Here is an 18,338-nt window from a genome sequence, read left to right as displayed (position 1 = left end):
CTCGTCGAGTTGTATGGGATTGGCATTACTTTCCCGCCGAAAGCGTGTACATCGTGATGTTGGCGATCAACATTGTTGCCGCCGCGACCGTCCACCAAACGATGCTTCGTCGTGTCGTGTTCGGTGCCGCTCCGCTCAGGGATCGGTGCAGACGCGCCGGAATATCCACCTCGGCAGCGTCGCTGCTGAGTTGATGCTGTGTCTTTTCCAGCCACAGTTCCAACGTTGCCGGAATGCCCAGCTCTTTCGTCGTGGCTTCTGACAATCCCGGAATCGAGTACACACCACGGAATCCCAGCAGGACGCAGTCATGGAAGACTCGCAAAACGCCGGTCGAAGAGTCACGACTGGCGACCGCGGCCATTTGATAGAAGCGTTCGCTGCAATCACGCGAACCAAACAGGCTGGCTTCCAACACGTGATCGTTCCACCATGATCGACCGGACCATGGCATTTCCAGCAACAACTCGTCGGTCAGAGAGACCAACGCGTACATGGCCTCTTCCCAGCGATCATCGTGATGATGACTTTGCCTTGCCTCCGTCAAACGCTGCGACAAGGACTGGTGAATGGCAACGGGATCCAAGGGCTCGTCGGCGTGCAGTCGGTCGATCAGTTCCAGCACACATTCGGTGTAGTCGTCGGCAAATTGTTCGAGTGATTCATTCATCACACTGAATCCGATCGCTTGGTCGCAAAAATTGCGAACTGCAGTGATGCGGTGTGGGCGTCCATGCGAACCTTCAAGGTTTGATTGCCCGCCAGTTGTTGCGGATCATCAATCAATTGCTCGCGAATTCGAAGTGCGATCGTGCCGGTGTCCAACACGTCGGTCCAGGCCGGACCGCGGCCGCTGATTTCGAAGAAGCTCCAGTCCGATTGAGACGGCAAGACTCGCGGGACTTCTCGCAATGGTTTCAGTTCCAATCCCATCGCGCGTTTGCTGTACAGCGTTTCGACTTGTCGGGCACTGCCCATTTTCCAATCGAGGAAACCAGGCGAGAGCAGCTTGTCGAGTCCCGCGGCGGAGAGTTTGCCACGACGCACGCCCAAAACGCACTGCCAATCGCTTGTCAACCATTGCGGGTCCAGGCTGACCTGCATGCCCAAACCTGCTCCGATGAAGAAGCGTTGTTGGTAGGCGTTCTGGCCGACCGACGCGATTCGCGATTCAATTCTTCGTCGCAATTCTTGGAACAGCGGGCCGATTGCATCGTGATCGTAAGCGGCGATCGCCTGCAAAGATCGTGTTTCACCAAACAGATCCAATCCGCCGGCGACACGACTGAGTTCCACGTAAGCGTTCCACGGATGGACGCCGCTGGATTGATTCAGAACACCCAGAACCGCGGCAGCTTGGTTGAGCGTTTGAAGCATCAAGATGCGTTGAAGATCACCGGGTTGTTCGGCGTCCATTCGAACGCTGCGATCATTGACGAGCTGCGACAACAGTTCGATCTTGAGCATCATCATGTCGTGGATCGGCCGCAGAAATCGCTGTCTCATTTGCGACCATGCGGCACAGTCCATCAACGGTGGGACGTATCGTTCATCCAATTCTGCGATCGCTCCGCCAACCGTGCCTCGTTTAACGCGGGCGATCCGCAAGACGTCGTAGCCGGTCAGATCTTCGGTCGAAAGTTTGAGGACGGCGTTGACGCGGCGAAACAGTACGGGCTCAACGCTGGCACCATCGGTTTCGTCAGGAACATGAATTTGAAGTTGTCGAAAACGGGCTCCTTCGGCTTGATCGCCTTCGGCCACGTTGGAAACACCAAGCTGCAACCGAGGAACGGCAAGGAACACGTCGACGCTGTCGCCGCCGCCAACCGGAATGGTTTCGTGAGCAGCGTCCGGTGTTGCCGAAGTCGAGGAAGTGGCACCGGAAACGGCAAATCCAGCCCGCAGGTCGACTCGTTCGGTTGTTTCTCCCACAGCCAATTCCACCAACGTGCCCTCAGGCATTTTGGCTCGGACGCCGTCGAGTTGGAAAAAGCCCAACGCGAGCGCATCGGCGTTGATTGAGATGCTCGCCAGTCCATAGCTGTAGGGGTTCTGCCAGCGCGAAGCCGCCGCTTGGCTTTCCTGCCAATGGCGATCCCATGCCTGGAGATGGTGTGGTCGGAGGAACAGTCCCTCGTGCCAATGGACCGCAAGATTCTGCATCGGATTCCTTTCCGAACGTTGGCTGGGTGCCGTCAAATCCATTTGACTCTAGCAAGCCCCAATCTTGGTATGTGGCCGGAGATTAGCTAATTCACGTGCACACTTCCAGACGATATTACCGATACAGACAGCCACTCTTAGTTTCACGACATGCTTTCACGGTTGTCGTGACTTCACTTTGACTCGCGAAGTGAACTGCCGCATCATCCAGGCCCCGCGACGAAGTGTGATCAAACCCGTCCACATTGCTTTGCTGCTTTCGCACGCCCTGTTGGCGTTTCCGCTCTCGGCTCAAGATCCGGTGGTGTGGAACGACCTCGGTGCTCCGCTGCTGCGCCATGACTCGCTCTCGGATGCACCGCTGCACGCGGAAGGTTTGATCGAAGCACCGCTATTCGAACCGCTTCCCGCCCATCCTGGCGAAATAGAATCGATTTCGATTGGCTCACCGAGCATCTATCCCGAGCCCATTGTCGGCGAATCCGCGGACTGGTTGGCGATTGGTGGTGGCAACCCCGTTGGCTCCAGTTGTGGTTGTCAGTCGACTTGCCAATGCGAGTCGGGTTGCGATGTGGGCTGCGGTTGCAATCAATGCCGGGAATTGGTTTCCAGCCAGTGGACGCCTTGGCAGGATCTCTCGTTTCCAAACATCCACGAAGCGTTGGAGCGTCTCAGTCCAGGAGCTCACTTTCGTCAAAACCGCTCGCGCGATCGTGGTATCGGCTACGAACGAGTGATGTTTGCTCCCAACGTGCTGGACACCGCCATCGTTCCGGCACACGTGGGCATTCGATACCAAGTCGACCATGGGCTGCGTACCCCGGATCGAGCGGAATACTACTGGGGTGATCCGCCAGACAACGAATCGGGCGTGAACTCGCAAGACCTGATCTTTCGACTCGCTGCGGGGACGGAGCGGTTGATGGCGTTGACTCAGTACACGATGCGGTCGGTGGACCCGGAGGTGAACGGCAACACGACTGGTTTCGGCGACATTGTTCTGGGGGCCCAAGCCCTCTTGGTTGATGGTGACCGGACGAAGGTTGCCACGATCTTTCGAACCTATTTGGCCAGCGGACCTGCCGACCGAGGCCTGGGGACCGGGCACACATCGTTGGAATTTGGTTTGCTCGGACGACGCTGCCTTCGTCCAGAAACTTACGTCTTTGGCGAAGTCAAATATTGGACTCCCATCAAAGGGACCGCTGGCGTCGCTGGAGATGTATTGACCACTGGTTGGGGAATCAGCACGATCGCAGCGGAAAGCGATGTGTTCGCGTTCTTGCCGACCTTCGAAGTGCGAACGTTGTCGTTTCTGTTTGGCGGCTACCACGATTCTGCAGGCACGCTGCAGGCAATCGATGGTGAAACCGCGATCGAATTCTACCCCGGTGCCCGCTTTGTACTGGGACCCGAGAACGACATGGGTTTGTGGGAATTCGGATTCGCGACGGGCATCACCGCCGCCGATGACGACTGGTTCGATACCCGAATGGTCTTTGATCTTCGCTTGTCGCTTTAAAACCAAGACGACTTCCGCGAGAAAGTCCTCTTCATTTAGCGAGCTCGCAGATCAGTCCTGTGATTCCAACGGAATCGTTCCTCCGACAACGGGCAAACTCAGTTGAGTATGCTGAAGATCGATCGTGAGCTTGGTGCCCGGGGTGGGATGCAGCGTGTAGTCGCGATCGCTGGAAAAGACCATCAATCCGATTTGCTGCCCTTTGGCGATGACTTGATCGTCGGGTTGCAGGTCGAACTCGATGTCATAGAACTGGCCCGGGACCAACGGTTTGCTCTCACGCATGGACTCGATGTTCTGTGGGTCGGCCCATCCTCGCGTGATGATGTTGTCGGTGATCTTGGAATTCTTCTGTGTGTTCCAAGGCAGCGAGACCAGCCAGACGCTCAAGTTGGCAGCGGGACGATCACACGCAAGTCGCAGTTTGATTCGCGGGGTTCCCGACAGATGAACTGCTTCGCTCAATTCCGGCGTGGTGTAGATCAAGCGATGTTCGGTGTATTCGGCTTGTGCCAACGTTTCACCAGCGAATGAAAAATTGTCCACCAACGTTTCCGTGATGGGTTCGGTGAGGGGCGCTGTTTGCAAACGCCCGCGTTGGGGAGCTCCAGGAACCGGATAGACCACCACGTCTTTGGCTTCTGGGTGCGGGTATTGCGGGTACTCGGTCGGTTTGGTCCGCTCATCTTTTTCGCGAACAATCCAAGACTTCGAACCTTTTTCTACGCCGTTGTCTTCGCCATAGAGATAGTGAGTGAACCACCGATTCATCATGCTGATTGGTGGAGGCCCGCCGTGTCCGCCTTGGTGCATGAACAGTTGGGTTTCGACACCGTTCTTTTTCAACGCTTCGTAAATACGGATGCTGTGTTCAGGAACGACATTCCAATCATTGAACGCGTGCGCCATCAGCACTGCCGCTTTCACTCCGTCGACTCGGTTCAAGTAGTCACGCGAGTACCAGAAATCGTTGTAGTCCCCTGTGGCTCGGTCTTGGTTGGCCATCATCTGTTCGTCACGGATGTGGCAATCGCAGTACGCTCGAGTTTCTTCGTCGCCACCGCTGTGAATGAAGTCGTACAGGATGTCGATGTCTTCCCCGAGGTAGCCGCCTGGATGGCGCACCAATCCATTGGATCGGTAGTAGTGGTAGTAAGACGTGTTGGGAGCCACGGGGATGATGACTTCCAGTCCCTCGACGCCAGTCGTGGCGGCTGCCAACGGGATCGTTCCGTTGTAGCTGGTCCCTGTCATGCCGACTTTGCCTGACGACCAATACGCTTCCACGGGTTCACCACCGAAGGGTTCCGTGAATCCTTTGGCGCGCCCGCACAACCAATCGATCACGGCTTTGGGAGCCAACGCTTCGGGATCGTCACCGACCGTTGGGCAACCTTGCGAGAGACCGGTGCCTGGGGCACTGGAATGAACGACGACGAACCCACGCGGAAGCCAGTCTTTGACATGTCGTTTGGAGATGATCGGACGCGTGCCCTCACGCTCAATCGCAGGAGCAGCGGATCGTTTGGGTGGCTCATCGCCGAGTTCTTGTCGGGCGTCCCAGAAATAGGATTCATCACCACCCGTTGTTCCCGCGAAGTAGGGACTTGAGTTGTAGATCACAGGGAGCTTCAGCGACTGCGTGTCGGTTTGCGTTGGCCGGGTGACACTGACGTGCATCCGATCGAGCTTGCCATCGCCGTCCAAATCGAACTCGGTTTCGACCCAAAGATCGTGACGGATCCAGTAGTCCGAATCTTCCAGTTCTTTGATGACTTGCGCTTCGCCATCCTTGATGACTGGTATCTGGATCTCACCCCCTTGGACAGGTGAGATCGCGAGAAAGAGGACGGCTAGAACGGGCAAGCGGAGGCGTTTCATGGTTGTGAAAACCCAGGTGAGATCGAGGCGAGACCGCACCAGCTTAGTCACCTCAGCGAACCGTCTTCAAGCGACGCCGCAGAATCCGAGGTAGGGGAGCGTTTCGCGAATCTACCGCCTGTTTTGGTCTATTTCTCCTCCGATGTGCCGGAACACCTCGGGGGGATGGAACGCGATCGAGAACGCGCGTTGTTCGAAGGGGTTCCATCTACCCAACCCCCGCCACCCGTAACCGACTGAGGCCTCTCAGTCGGAGACCCATCCCTGTCTTCGCTGCTGAAGTTCAGTGCTGGGCCGACTGAGAGGCCTCAGTCGGCTACGTGGTGGGTGGTTGGAGGTTACATTGAATGCATGTCGAACGTTCGCCTTCAGTTTGGGTTCTTTGATCCGAAGCAGGAGTATTCGGTCACGCACGGTGTTCTTCCTCATTGGGAACAACCCGGTGCGACCTACTTCATCACGTATCGAACTCACGATTCGATCCCGCAAGCCGCGTTCGAATTGTGGAAGCGACAACGAGCCGATGCACTGCGGCGGTTGGAAATTGATCCAGACGATCCCAACTGGACGTCGGCATTCGGTCGTTTGGACTGGGGAGTCCGACGCCAGTTCGCTCGCCAATTCGCAACGATCCTGGAAGCCAGTCTGGATGAATTGCACGGCGCGTGTGCGTTGCGATACCCGAATGTTTCCAACGTGGTCGCTGAGAACCTCCTGCACTTTGACGGCATGCGGTACAGCCCGGGTGGATTCGTTGTGATGCCAAATCATGTGCACGTGTTGGTATGCCTGGATCGCAACGTGACGTTGAAGGAGCAGTGTCGAAATTGGAAGCACTACCAGTCGTGCCAGATCAACTCCTTGCTTGGAAACAAAGGTCGGTTGTGGCAACCCGAGAGTTTCGATCACCTCGTGCGTGATGGAGACCACTTTCAAAGGTTCCGGAAGTACATCCAGAACAACCCTGTCAAATCAAGGCTGAAAGAAAGCGAGTTCAGATTGTATCTTCCAAACCTCCAAAACGCCCACTTCGTAACCGACTGAGGCCTCTCAGTCGGTCGAGGATGGATGCTGACCGAGAGGCCTCGGTCAGCTACGTGGTCGCTTGCTCCGTCGGTCGAACATCACCCTGAGACTGCCGCTGGTTGCCAGCGTTGGTTTGATCGTTCAGGGACACCGCGAGGGTGGGCATGGACGAGCTCATTGTCTCCACGCGAGATTTGGCTGCATGCAATGATGTAACCGACTGAGGCCTCTCAGTCGGTTGGGGATGGATGCTGACCGAGGGCCTCGGTCAGCTACGTGGTCGCTTGCTCCGTTGGTCGAACATCACACTGAGATTGCCGCTGGTTCCCAGCGCTGGTTTGATCGTTCAGGGACACCGCGAGGGTGGGCATTGAAGAGTTCTTGGTCTCCACTCCGCATTTGGCTGCGTGCAAGGATGTAACCGACTGAGGCCTCTCAGTCGGTCGGGGGATGGATGCTGACCGAGAGGCCTCGGTCAGCTACACCCGCTGCGATCGCTCCGAGCACGGCACCCGACAGGTGGGACTCGACCAGCGGTTGAAAACCTTCGGCGTTGACGAAGAGGATTTCTCCGGTGGTGAATTCGTAGGCGAGTTTTGCGAGGAGCAAGATTCCAGCGGCGGTCCAGCAACACGTGAACGTGCGGTCTCGGTCTGCGAGAGATTGGCGGATTTGGATGACGAGGAACCAAACAAACAATCCCGTGTCGATGCCGCTCAGGCCTCGATAGGTCGTGACGTCTTGGCACGTGAGCAAGATGGTCGCAGAGATACCAACTGACATCGCGATGAGTGCGACGGGATAGAGCCGAGGGCTTTGTCGTTCGCAAACGCCACCCAAGACCGCGAACATCAGCACGTCCCAAAACAAGTGGCCGCCGCCAAAGTGGGTGAGGTGACCGGACAGAAGCCGCCACCACTGCCCGGAGGAAACGGCGGCGAAGTCGAGCTGCAACCCAGCGGTTAGGCTGGGGAAGGCGTACGCTGCGATGGCGATGACTGACATCAGCAGCGTCACTGGAATCTGTCGGAGCCAGACGCTTCCCTGACGGCACAACGATGGGATCGATGTGCCGTTGGTCTTGGGAAGCGTTGCGATCAGTGTTTCACCAGCACTCATCGGACCACATCCTGATGGTTGCTTCGAGACTTGCGTCGACGCATCATCGCGGCCGCCGCACCGCCGAGGGAAACGATCCCAGTGATCGGGCCGATCGGTCCGCCGCCTCCTCCACCGCCGCCCCCGTAGTTGCCACCGCTCGATCTTGGGGCCGGTGAGGGTGCTGAGGCCGGTGTTGGCGTTGAGACGGTTGCCGGTGCAGAGGCGGCTGGCACAGCGGGTGGTGAGTTCGTGGATGCCTGATGTCGAGGTGCTGGCTTCGCAGCGGCGACCGATCGGCCGGCTGATTTTTGGGTCATGCCTTCAGGTGTCATGACTGGGACGGCTTCGGTGACCAGTTGTCCTTGCGGTGGTTCGGAAAGTTCTTTTTCGACGGCGATGAACGAGGTGTACTGGGTCATCAGTTGATGCTTCAGTCCCAACTCAGTGATCTCGGCGCGGCCCGCAGGCGTTTCAGCTCCCACGTCACGGTTCCAAATTTGCCGTATTCGTTGGCGAGCCCAGACCGGACCGATCGAGTCATGCTCGGCTTCTTGTTCGGGAAGTTCGAGCTCCATTCCCATCTGAACAGGTTGTCCTGAGACGTTGCCTTTCAAGGTGATGGTGCCGGTTGCTGGTGTGTCGTAACGGCCTAGGACGATCAGAGGTTTGCCCGCGTACAGATCGGGAAGCCGCGAGGGCACTTGGTCTTTCACTCCCAGTCCTCCCCAATCGATTTGCAAATCGGTCATGTAGGGTTGGCTGGTCAGTTCATGGAATCGGCGAGCGATCTCCGGCGTGTTGTCTTGGTTGGTGACTTGCATTGAAAACCCGCGTCCCATTTCGGCCGCGCGGCTGATCAAGTAATCATTGGGTGCGGCTCCGAATGCGATGGGGAACACGCGAGCGTCTTGGAACTCAGGCTGTCGCAAGTAGCGAAGGATCGAGTGGTCGTTGCCGACGAGTGCATCGGTCATCAGGATCATGTAGCGAGGACGCGCGGATTCGTCTGCCTCGCCGCCGAGTGCCAACTTGAGTGCGGGCAACAGGTTGGTTCCACCGCTGGCACGCAGGCCGCGAACAAATTGTTTGGCGGATTGGATGTTCGCGTCGGTTGCCGAGACGGCATTGGGTTGGAACGCGGTCGTACGGTTGCTGAAGGCGATGACTCGGAATTCGTCGTTGGGGTTCAAGTGATCCAGCACATGATCCGCGAACAAACGCAGTTGGCTGATCGCGGGCCCGTTCATCGATCCGCTGGTGTCCAACACCAAGATCACTTCGCGAGGTGTGATTTCCGTGGGCTCGATCGACCACTTGGGCTGCAACGCCAACATCACGTAACCATCTTCTGCGTCGGATTCGCGATGGGTTAGTGAAGCCAGAGTGCTGTCATCACCAGCCAAGCGATATTCAATGATGAAGTCCTTGTCTGCGACGGTGGATTGGTTCTTCAGTGTGATCGCAGCGTGGGTATCGGAGGTTTGTTGAATGTCCAGCTCATGAGTGACTGGCACGATTTGCTGGATCGGCATCGCAGCGTCAATCTTCACTGACACGAACACGTCGTTGCCGTTTCGCATGCCTTCGGGAAGGGCATCGGGCGTGATCCGCGAGGCGTCGGGGACTTGGTCGGTGTCGGCCGCCCAACCGCGTCCCACGTTGGGACGAGTGACTGGAGTTCCTGGGATGTATCGCGGGCCAACAACCATGGGGAAACGGAAGACGTAGCGATCTTCGTCGATCTCCAGCGGGTGCACGTACTCAATGTGGACGGTCACTTCGCTGTTCGCTGGAATGTTGGCGACGGATTGAGAGAACACGTTGGCTCGCTCTTGTTCCAACAGTGCCGCTTTGCGACCCTCGTCGCGAGCTTGTTCGTATTCTTGGCGGGCTTCCTCTTTGCGTTTCACTTCGCCGACGATCACTCGTTCGCCGATTTGAAACGAGTAAGCGTCGACGGCGCAGTTCTCAGGCAGCGGGAACACGTACAACGCTTCCAGCCGTTCAGGATGCGGGTTTTGGAACACTTGCGAGACACGGACACGAGCCAGCACCCCTGAGATCTCAGTTTCCACCCGAGTCTCTTTCAGCGTGAAGCTTGGGTTGGGCGCCGGCAGTTTGGCTTTGAGTTGTTCGAAATCGTTTTCGCCGACTCGCATCTGCCCCTGCGTGACGGGCACCCCGCCGAGCACGGTGTAGCCAGCCTGTGCGACGGCAGACCAAAGGAAGGCGGAGGCCAGAACGACGACGGGCGCGATCAAAGGCAATCGTGTCGATTGCATACGATGGCCGGGGGATTGAGCGTTCACGAGACGAGGTGCTCCAGGATCGAGAATCGAAGTGACTCCCTAGAAAGATCCCGTCGTTGCGGCGGTGGAGCGCGGAATCGTGAGACTTATGCTGAAAACCTCTCTGAGCTTGTAGCAGACTATCAATCGCGAAGCCTCATCAAGGCCGTGGCCAGGTCGCCGTTTTTCGGCTGCTTAGCCGGCGGGATTGCGGGCTTTGACAAGCAGGCGGTTGAACTCAGCAAGTTCGCCTTCGGAAAAGTGAGAGAGTTGTCGACGATGCAGGGCCAGGATGGGGCTGTCGAGTTTGGAGAGGAGTTGTGTGCCGGCTTCCGTGATCGACAGCATGCGGTTCGGGTGGGAGACAGAAACCAGTTGTGCTGAAACCAATTGGTCGACAAGCGATTGAATATCATCTTCCGGAAGAAGCAATTGGTTCAAGAGTTCGTCCTGTGCCTGAGGAATGCCTTTCCCGCGCAGGATTCGCAAGATGTTGTAGAGCGAACCGAATAGTCCGTGTTGATTCAGCAACGAGATGAATGGTTCCTGCATCCATTCCGCGGTTTTGATCAGATTGAGTCCAGCCTCTTGTTCAGGAACGGTGAAGGGATCGCGTTTCTTGAGTTCCAACTGCAGTTGGGAAGACGTGTGCGATTTCGCTTTTGCTTGTCGACGAAGTTGCCCGGGCGAAATTCCGAACTCGCGTCGAAACGCTTTTCCGAATGCGGCTTCGGATTGGTAGCCAGAATTTCGAGTGACTTCGGTCAAGGTTACATCACCGGTGCGAAGTCTCGCGGCGGCTCGCTGCAAACGCCACCAAGTCAGATACTCGAGGGGCGGTCGTCCCGTGATCGTTTTGAATCGTGCAGCAAAAGCTGATCGAGAGACGGACAACTCATTTGCCAATTCGGCGACTGTCCAGCGATGCTCGGGACGTTCGTGCATCAATTTCAACGCCGCCCCAATTTCGTCGTCTGCCATGGCGCGAAGCCAACCATTGCTTTCGCTGTTTGACTTGGAACAGTTTCCTCCCGATCTGAGAGCGGCAATGAACAATGCATTGACGATGCCCAAGCTCACCGACTTCCAGCCACCTCGCTGTTCCTCGATTTCTGTTCCTAAGCGACGAACCAGTTCGCTTGAAAGTGATTCATCATTCGACCGAACGATGATCGTCGAAGCCAAGTTAAGTACTGAGAGGCCGATGGAACCCGAAGTGAACTCAATTTGGCCAGTCGTGACTCGCGTGTCTTCGGAACGCGATTCGAGTCGGTGCTCCTGACCTTCGATGGCGAAGATCGTATCGCCGCTGTTCAGCGAATGCTCAGCGGCGGCGGACGTGAAACGGATTTGTCCGCTGACAACCGCGTAGAAGGACAGCCGCTGTGCTGCTACTGCCACTGTGGGGGAGGATCGGGGGATGGATGCAACCTGATGGACCCACGTCTTTCCTCCGCTCAGTGATTCTTCGAGGTGGGCAACCATCCCAGCAACACTCAAGAAATCAGCAAGAACGTCCATTGGCTTCGCCCCTCGCTTGGGAATGGCTGAGTTGCTCACATCGCCTAACTTTGGACGATCGGACTAGAAGTATGGTGATTTGGATATTTAAAGTCCATCTGACCGGTCGTAATATGGGCACATGTTTTGGATCAAGAACGATTGCACCATGAAGGCGAGCGAGTGATGAAAGCGAAACGAATTGGTTACTGGGTCACGTTGGCGTTGTTCTGTCTTGCGATGGCAGGCGGCGGATTTGCGGATTTGACACAGAACGCAGCCATCATGGAGTCGATGACAAGACTGGGATTTCCAAGCTATGTGGCGACCATCTTGGGCTTTTGGAAAATTGCTGGAGTGGTCGCTCTTTTGCTGCCAGGGTTCGGGCGGTTGAAGGAGTGGGCTTACGCAGGCTTCTTCTTCGATCTGACGGGAGCCACTGCGGCTCACTTGTTTGTCAAAGATGCGATGCCCGAGCCGATCGTGCCGTTGATCATCCTGGCAATCGGAATGGCGTCTTGGTATCTCCGCCCCGCGTCACGCTGCATTGGGCAGATGTCGATCGCAGCGGCCGCCGACAGGACGACGCATTCTGTCAGCGATTCATGAAGGCCTGATCAGGATCCGTCGAAGTGTGTTGTTCCCAAGGAGGGTTGAAATGTTACGCCAAAATTTCTTGAAGACGATCGCAATGGCAAGTGGAGCTGTGACGATAGGAGCCTCGCTGCAAGCGATGGCAGAGACATTGCCCGAAGATGGCAACGTGATGCCCGCTTTCTTCATCGGCCACGGTAGCCCTATGAACGCGCTGGGAGACAACGAGTTCACTCGCGGTTGGAAAGCGGCGATGGAGGACGTGCCCAAGCCTAAAGCGATCCTTTGTGTTTCTGCTCACTGGCTAACGCGTGGAACGTGGGTCACTGCAATGGACCGACCGAAAACGATTCATGATTTTGGTGGATTCCCTCGCGAACTTTCGGAAGCTCAGTACGCGGCACCGGGTGATCCTAAATTGGCCGGGCTGGTCAGCGACACGGTGAAAGGCACGCCCGTTGGTTTGGATCAAGGTTGGGGACTGGATCACGGTACTTGGTCGGTGCTCAAGCCTGTTTTCCCAATGGCAGACATCCCTGTGGTGCAAGTCAGCATCGACATTGCGAAACCGGGAGCGTGGCACTATGGATTGGCGAAGGAGCTGATGAGTCTTCGCCGTCGAGGTGTGTTGATCATCGGCAGCGGCAACATTGTTCACAATTTGGGATTGATGAACTTTCAAAACTTCGAACGAGGATTTGATTGGGCAATTGAAATCGATGAGACGATCAAGCAACTGATTTTGAATCGTGATCATGGCAAGCTTTGCGACTATCGATCGCTCGGCAAGTCAGCAAAACTCGCGATTCCGACACCTGATCATTACTATCCGTTGCTCTACGCATTGGCTTTGCAGGATGCAAACGAGGAAGCCACGATTTTCAACGACAAAGCAGTTGCGGGATCCATCACGATGACCTCTGTGCGGATCGGCTGACGGACGCGAACCGATTGAATCAACGCGGGAAATGGCAGCGTTTCGAAGCCATTTCATGTGTTTGCTTCGCCGTAGCCAAGAGGGGATACGGAGGATCGACCGAGCCGACAAAAGGACCGGCGGTCATTGCGGGCAGCGGTTTCTCCGATATCTTTTGGGGACCATGAGTGATCCCCAGCCCAATCCGCCCGAGTCAAATGGTTCGCTCGATTCCAACCGTTCGGCCGAGTCTGACAGTGCGCCTGTGTCGAAAGGGACGCAGCCCAGTGGCTCGCAGCCCAACGATCCGCTGCACGGCGTGACGCTAAAAGCGATGGTGGAATACTTGGTCGACGAGTATGGCTGGGAGCGGTTGGGGGAACGAATTCGCATCGACTGCTTCACGTACGACCCAAGCATCAACAGCAGTCTGAAGTTTCTTCGAAAGACAGAATGGGCTCGGGCCAAGGTCGAACGGCTGTACCTGGACTCAATCAGCTATGACGAACGGAAGGGCAAGCGAGCGTCTCAAGCTACGGAAACTCCCGCGATGCCGGGCAACGTTTGGGAACGTGCTCGACGTCGCGATGCGAACGACGACTGATTGGTCAATTCAATGCATTGTTTGCTCACCGCGGACGATCGAGCATTCAATTTTCCTCGGGTTTTAGTTTTCCCACCTGGACCGCCGCACCCATATTGGCGATGCCCGGGCCAAAGTAAGACTTTCCGAATGGCAGAATCATGGGTTCTTCCCAAGGACGGAATGGCACCATGGAAGCGATCTCGTCGAGTCGGTGGAGGATGTCTGGCGGCAGCGGACCTTTCGCGGCTGCCTTGACGCTGGTATCCAAATGATCCGCTGTCTTGCAACCGATGGGAATGGTCGAAATCGATGGGTTCGACAGCACGAAGCGGAGGCACAATTCAAACGCGGGCATGGCTGCTTGGTCGAGCAGCTCGTAGTAAGCAAGCAGTTGTTGTTGACGAGCCTCAGCCAACCAAATCGGTTTCGCGAGGACTTCGTTGTCAGCACGACGAGTCAAGAAGCCTTGCCCGTACGCCGACCCCAGAACGATGCCCATGTCGTTTTCGACTGCGGCAGGGATCACCGAGTCGGCTGCTTCACGGAAGAGCACGTTGTAGTTGAAAGCGGTCAACACGACGTCGAACCGATTGCTTTTGACCAATGACGTCAACTCAGTGACGGTGGTGCCGGCCAGTCCGGTGTAGCGAATCTTTCCGGCCGCTTTGAGTTCATCCATCAGATCCAATGCCGGACCTTCCAACGGTTCGTAGCTGGACCACCAAGGATATTGTTGCGGTCGGTCGGGTTCGTGCACCATCAATACGTCAATGTGATCACGACCGAGAAGGCGAAGGCTTTCGTCAACCGAGTGACGAAGTCCGTTGATGTCCTGAGGATCAAACGGCTGAGGTCGACCGCCTAGTTTGGTGGTCACGATTAGCGGTGCATCGATCCCCGCAATCGCTTCGCCCACGGTTGCTTCACTGTCAGCATAAGCAGGTGCGGTGTCGAGTGCGTTGACGCCCAGGTCCATCGCTCGTTGCATGATCCGTTTGGATTCGGCCACGCCGCCTGCAAGCGAAGAGGTGTAGAGCCCGCCGATTGATAGGACGCTGGTTTGAAGGTCGGTTCGACCGAGTCGTCTTGTTTCCATGATTTGATGCGTTGAGAGTTCGGGTTGGAAGTAGCCGAATGCTTTCACCTAGATAGGTTCTGCCGTGTTGGTCAGTGAAGGTTGGCAGGGTGTGATTGACGGAAGAATTTGCAGCCAGTTGTGCCGAGCAAACATGCCACATTCTCACGAAGAGTGGATTTCCGTGACAACGATGGCGGGTGAGCTCATCAAGTTGCTCGGTTGCGGACAAGTCTTGCGATGGCCAGTTCTTCATTGGTGTCGACCACCAGAGTGCGGACACGAGCGTCTGGTGCGGAAATATCGGCTGGGTCGTCGCAGCAGGATTGGTTCTTTTCCTCTGACAACGAAATTCCAAAATGCTGGAGTGAATCGCAAACCAACCCGCGGATTTCAGATGAATGTTGTCCGACGCCGGCGGTGAAGACCAACGCATCTAAACCGCCCAGGATGGCGATGTAGCTGCCGACCGTTTTGATGATTCGGCGAACGTATATGTCAATCGCGAGCGTTGCGGCTGGATCGCCAGCCTGCCGGCGTTTGAGTACTGTCCGCATGTCTTGGTCGCCGCACAGCCCAAGCAGTCCGCTTTTTCGATTCAGCGAGTTTCGTACATCGCTCGGTTCGAACCCGGCGTGTTCGGTCATATGAAGCACAATTGCTGGATCCAAATCGCCCGAGCGAGTTGCCATCACCAGTCCTTCCAGCGGCGTCATTCCCATCGATGTGTCCACGGCGTGACCGCCGATCGATGCGGTTGCACTGGCACCGCCACCGAGATGCAGTGAGATGATGCGAGATTCATCGTTGCCACCGATGAACCGGATCGCTTTCTGAGTGACGTACTGGTGCGACGTTCCGTGAAAACCGTAACGACGAACGGCATGTTTCTGATACCAGTCTTCGGGAACGGCGTAGCGATACGCGGCTGGTGAAAGCGTTGCGAAGTAAGACGTGTCAAAGACCAGGGTTTGGGGCGTTCCAATTCCGACCAAGCCTTCCACTACCGAGCGGGCGGCTGGATTGTGCAGAGGAGCCAGTGTGTCCAGCGTGCGCAGACGCTTCAGAACGTCAGGCGTAACGACGGTGGGTTCCAGAAACAGGTCGCCGCCTTGCACGATTCGGTGCCCGATCACGCAAACGTTGTTCAGCCCGACTTCGTCGATCGCAATCTTGGCAGCCACAATGTGGTTGATGGCGTCTCCGCCGGGTTGTCCAATTCGGTCGACCAATCCCGATGAGATGACTTCTTCGGTTTCGGCGTCAATGCACGCGTACTTCAGCGTTGTGCTGCCGACATTGAAAACCAAGACATTCATGAAGCCACCGTTTGTGCTTGGATGGCCGTGATCGCGACGGTGTTGACGATGTCCGTCACTGTGCATCCGCGAGAGAGATCGTTGACCGGTTTGTTCAATCCTTGCAGGACGGGACCAATTGCGATGGCACCCGCGGATCGCTGGACGGCTTTGTACAAGTTGTTGCCGGTGTTCAGGTCGGGGAAGACCAACACGGTGGCTTGTCCCGCGACGGGGTTGCCCGGCATCTTCGTTGCGGCGACGTCGGGATCGACGGCGGCGTCGTATTGCAGGGGGCCTTCGACCAGCAAATCAGGCCGTCGTTTGCGAACCATCGCCGTCGCCTCGCGCACCTTGTCAACATCTTCTCCATGGCCACTTTCGCCGGTGGAATAAGACAGCATGGCAATTCGCGGTTCAATGCCAAACTGCACGGCTGTTTCAGCACTGCTGATTGCAATTTCAGTCAGTTGCTCGGCGGTCGGATTGGGGATCACTGCGCAGTCACCGTACACCAGCACCCCATTCTTCAAACACATCAGAAATACACTGCTGACCACGTTGACATCAGGTCGCGTGCGAATGAATTCAAACGCGGGACGGATGGTATTGGCGGTGGTGTGAACCGCGCCGGAAACCAAACCGCCCGCCAAACCGCGATGCACGAGCATCGTGCCAAAATACGTGACATCGATCATTCGGTCATGAGCGATGTCGGTGGTGACGCCTTTGTGTTTACGAAGCTGATAGTACTCACTAGCGAACGAGTTCCTGAGTGGACTGGTCGCGGGATCAATGATCTCGAGCCCGTCGTTGGGAAGCATGACGCCCGCCCGCGCCGCCGCGGCGGCAATCAGATTGGGATCGCCGAGCAGTACCACATCGGTCACATCGCGACGCCGCAACACATCGACGGCTTGCAGGATTCGCGGTTCGGTTGCTTCGGGCAATACGATTTTGACGCGTTGTTGTCTTGCCCGCTGGATCAACGAGTGTTCAAACAGCATCGGCGTGATTCGCGGAACGATGGGAGCTTGCAGTCGATCGGCCAGCGAGTCCGTGTCGACGTGACGTTCGAAGACTCCGATCGCAGATTCAATCTTTCTCGGGGAGTGATCTCCGATTTCGGCGCGAACCTCAGCGGCCTTGGAGGCGACCGTGTAAGTGTCTTCAATAGCAACCAAAATCGGCAATGCGTTCGCGTTTTCCACTAAACGCCGGATGGATGGAGGTGGCAGGATTCCGCCGGTCAGTACGACCGCAGCCGGCGATGGTCCGTCGGGTTGCGAACAAGCCAGCACGCAGCCGACCAGGATGTCGCTGCGGTCACCGGGTGTCATCACCAAGGCCGCGTTGGACAACCGTTCCAAAAAGCCAGGCAGTTGCATCGCCGCGACTTTGCGAACCGCGACTTCACGATCCAGGGAGGACTCATCGCCAGAAACCAGTTTGGCACCGATGCCGGATTGAATTTCACGGACCGTTGGTTGGCGAAGCAACGGCTCATCGGGAAGAAAGTACAGAGGTGCTTTGGAATCCAATTTTGATGTCTTGATCGCCGCGTTCAGAGCAGTCGATTGATCGTCGGGGACTTTGTTGATGATCGTCGCGATCAACTGGGCGCCTCGATCCACAAAACTCTCGTTTCCAATCAGCACGGATTGAACGCATTCATCGACTGAGCGATCGCCCATTGCGTAAACAGAGAGAACTCGCGAACCGATGTTGGCGGCGATGTCCGCATTCAGTTCAAACTCCAACTCCGGTGCGAGGCCTTGGTAGCTGGTGCCTTCGACGACAACAAAGTCGGCCTTCGCTTCCAATGACTTGAAGCGTTGTTGAATGAGCTGAATGAGGTTGCTGTATCGGTCATCCGCCAACATTTGTCGGGCTTGTGCCCGTGTGACACCGAACATCTCATCGGCGGGAGTGACGATCCCATACCGGGATCGCATCATGCGGATGCTTTGGTCTTCGTTGGGGCCGACATGGACGACCGGGCGAAAGAAAGCCACCCGACCGAATCGCCGAGCCGCCAATTCCATCATCCCCAGGGCGACCATGCGTTTACCGGTCGCGTTGCCGTTGGTGCCAATGTAGACGCTGCGTTGAATCAAAGGTTTGCCGTGCCGCGAATAAGGTCATGACCATCCCGGATCGGATAGTCGCAGAGTTTGCTGGTCGCTCAGTCTAACAGTTGTGGGAGTGAACGCTCACCGTGCCAGGTGTCAGAATGCGAGCCGCCGAGTCGCTTTCGATTCAAGCAGGGAGAGTGGTGGAGCGTTGGCTATCGCTTTGAGGCGAGAATCACATGAAGTGCAGGGAACGCGATCTCGAGATCCATATTCGTGGGCATTTTTCGTTGGCCGTGTATGTTCGCAAGAG

The 18,338-nt window shown here is 56.5% G+C and carries 14 protein-coding genes; 5 read left to right on the top strand and 9 right to left on the bottom strand.

The window, feature by feature from the left end:
* Nucleotides 1-25: 25 nt before the first annotated feature.
* Together RB_RS19865 and tssK are read right to left on the bottom strand one after the other, a co-directional pair.
* Nucleotides 26-670, bottom strand: coding sequence for a DotU family type IV/VI secretion system protein (locus tag RB_RS19865; protein WP_164922257.1), 645 nt, complete (start codon nucleotides 668-670; stop codon nucleotides 26-28).
* Nucleotides 670-2,166: a type VI secretion system baseplate subunit TssK gene (gene tssK, locus RB_RS19860; protein WP_231845820.1), complete on the bottom strand. Its 1,497-nt coding sequence runs from the start codon at nucleotides 2,164-2,166 to the stop codon at nucleotides 670-672. The genes RB_RS19865 and tssK overlap by 1 nt, the downstream gene beginning before the upstream one ends.
* A gap of 190 nt (nucleotides 2,167-2,356) precedes the next feature.
* Here tssK and RB_RS19855 point away from each other — a divergent pair, with 190 nt between their 5' ends.
* Nucleotides 2,357-3,688 (top strand): hypothetical protein, encoded by a 1,332-nt coding sequence (locus tag RB_RS19855; protein ID WP_231845819.1) that lies wholly within the window; start codon nucleotides 2,357-2,359, stop codon nucleotides 3,686-3,688.
* 51 nt (nucleotides 3,689-3,739) lie between these two features.
* Here RB_RS19855 and RB_RS19850 read toward each other — a convergent pair whose 3' ends face one another.
* Nucleotides 3,740-5,569 (bottom strand): Xaa-Pro dipeptidyl-peptidase, encoded by a 1,830-nt coding sequence (locus tag RB_RS19850; protein WP_164922256.1) that lies wholly within the window; start codon nucleotides 5,567-5,569, stop codon nucleotides 3,740-3,742.
* A gap of 351 nt (nucleotides 5,570-5,920) precedes the next feature.
* On the opposite strand from RB_RS19850, the gene RB_RS19845 reads away from it, so the two are divergent.
* Nucleotides 5,921-6,613, top strand: a complete 693-nt coding sequence (locus RB_RS19845) for a transposase (RefSeq protein WP_164922255.1) — start codon at nucleotides 5,921-5,923, stop codon at nucleotides 6,611-6,613.
* Between the two features lie 417 nt (nucleotides 6,614-7,030).
* On the opposite strand, the gene rrtA is transcribed toward RB_RS19845, so the two are convergent.
* The 3 genes from rrtA to RB_RS19830 form a co-directional block, all read right to left on the bottom strand.
* A complete protein-coding gene (gene rrtA / locus RB_RS19840; RefSeq protein WP_011122419.1) occupies nucleotides 7,031-7,714 on the bottom strand; it encodes a rhombosortase in 684 nt (227 codons plus the stop codon).
* Complete coding sequence (locus tag RB_RS19835; protein WP_011122418.1) at nucleotides 7,711-10,005, bottom strand: VIT domain-containing protein; 2,295 nt, start codon at nucleotides 10,003-10,005, stop codon at nucleotides 7,711-7,713. The genes rrtA and RB_RS19835 overlap by 4 nt, the downstream gene beginning before the upstream one ends.
* A 174-nt stretch (nucleotides 10,006-10,179) precedes the next feature.
* On the bottom strand, nucleotides 10,180-11,505 hold the full coding sequence (locus tag RB_RS19830) for a helix-turn-helix domain-containing protein (protein ID WP_164922254.1): 1,326 nt from the start codon (nucleotides 11,503-11,505) through the stop codon (nucleotides 10,180-10,182).
* Nucleotides 11,506-11,670: 165 nt separating this feature from the next.
* Here RB_RS19830 and RB_RS19825 point away from each other — a divergent pair, with 165 nt between their 5' ends.
* The 3 genes from RB_RS19825 (at nucleotide 11,671) to RB_RS19815 (ending at nucleotide 13,598) form a co-directional block, all read left to right on the top strand.
* Nucleotides 11,671-12,093: a DoxX family protein gene (locus RB_RS19825; RefSeq protein ID WP_231845818.1), complete on the top strand. Its 423-nt coding sequence runs from the start codon at nucleotides 11,671-11,673 to the stop codon at nucleotides 12,091-12,093.
* A gap of 49 nt (nucleotides 12,094-12,142) precedes the next feature.
* The gene (gene ygiD, locus RB_RS19820; protein ID WP_007324092.1) at nucleotides 12,143-13,015 is read left to right on the top strand and encodes a 4,5-DOPA-extradiol-dioxygenase; all 873 of its coding nucleotides are present in this window, start codon (nucleotides 12,143-12,145) and stop codon (nucleotides 13,013-13,015) included.
* A gap of 163 nt (nucleotides 13,016-13,178) precedes the next feature.
* The gene (locus RB_RS19815) at nucleotides 13,179-13,598 is read left to right on the top strand and encodes a VF530 family protein (RefSeq protein WP_231845817.1); all 420 of its coding nucleotides are present in this window, start codon (nucleotides 13,179-13,181) and stop codon (nucleotides 13,596-13,598) included.
* 46 nt (nucleotides 13,599-13,644) lie between these two features.
* On the opposite strand, the gene RB_RS19810 is transcribed toward RB_RS19815, so the two are convergent.
* The 3 genes from RB_RS19810 to pta all read right to left on the bottom strand — a co-directional run bounded on the left by RB_RS19810 (nucleotide 13,645) and on the right by pta (nucleotide 18,070).
* The gene (locus tag RB_RS19810; RefSeq protein WP_231845816.1) at nucleotides 13,645-14,676 is read right to left on the bottom strand and encodes an aldo/keto reductase; all 1,032 of its coding nucleotides are present in this window, start codon (nucleotides 14,674-14,676) and stop codon (nucleotides 13,645-13,647) included.
* Nucleotides 14,677-14,864: 188 nt separating this feature from the next.
* Nucleotides 14,865-15,974 (bottom strand): acetate/propionate family kinase, encoded by a 1,110-nt coding sequence (locus tag RB_RS19805; protein WP_164922253.1) that lies wholly within the window; start codon nucleotides 15,972-15,974, stop codon nucleotides 14,865-14,867.
* Nucleotides 15,971-18,070, bottom strand: coding sequence for a phosphate acetyltransferase (pta, locus tag RB_RS19800; protein ID WP_011122411.1), 2,100 nt, complete (start codon nucleotides 18,068-18,070; stop codon nucleotides 15,971-15,973). The genes RB_RS19805 and pta overlap by 4 nt, the downstream gene beginning before the upstream one ends.
* Nucleotides 18,071-18,338 lie beyond the last annotated feature (268 nt).

The organism is Rhodopirellula baltica SH 1 (assembly GCF_000196115.1).
In the GTDB taxonomy this organism is placed as follows: domain Bacteria; phylum Planctomycetota; class Planctomycetia; order Pirellulales; family Pirellulaceae; genus Rhodopirellula; species Rhodopirellula baltica.
This window is presented reverse-complemented; position numbering and strand designations above follow the sequence as displayed.

Coding starts and splice junctions, on each gene's coding strand:
- rrtA (WP_011122419.1), bottom strand. CDS start 7,714: ATGAGTGCTGGTGAAACACTGATCGCAACGCTTCCCAAGACCAACGGC.
- RB_RS19845 (WP_164922255.1), top strand. CDS start 5,921: ATGTCGAACGTTCGCCTTCAGTTTGGGTTCTTTGATCCGAAGCAGGAG.
- RB_RS19810 (WP_231845816.1), bottom strand. CDS start 14,676: ATGGAAACAAGACGACTCGGTCGAACCGACCTTCAAACCAGCGTCCTA.
- RB_RS19825 (WP_231845818.1), top strand. CDS start 11,671: ATGAAAGCGAAACGAATTGGTTACTGGGTCACGTTGGCGTTGTTCTGT.
- RB_RS19815 (WP_231845817.1), top strand. CDS start 13,179: ATGAGTGATCCCCAGCCCAATCCGCCCGAGTCAAATGGTTCGCTCGAT.
- RB_RS19865 (WP_164922257.1), bottom strand. CDS start 670: ATGAATGAATCACTCGAACAATTTGCCGACGACTACACCGAATGTGTG.
- RB_RS19850 (WP_164922256.1), bottom strand. CDS start 5,569: ATGAAACGCCTCCGCTTGCCCGTTCTAGCCGTCCTCTTTCTCGCGATC.
- tssK (WP_231845820.1), bottom strand. CDS start 2,166: ATGCAGAATCTTGCGGTCCATTGGCACGAGGGACTGTTCCTCCGACCA.
- RB_RS19805 (WP_164922253.1), bottom strand. CDS start 15,974: ATGAATGTCTTGGTTTTCAATGTCGGCAGCACAACGCTGAAGTACGCG.
- ygiD (WP_007324092.1), top strand. CDS start 12,143: ATGTTACGCCAAAATTTCTTGAAGACGATCGCAATGGCAAGTGGAGCT.
- RB_RS19830 (WP_164922254.1), bottom strand. CDS start 11,505: ATGGACGTTCTTGCTGATTTCTTGAGTGTTGCTGGGATGGTTGCCCAC.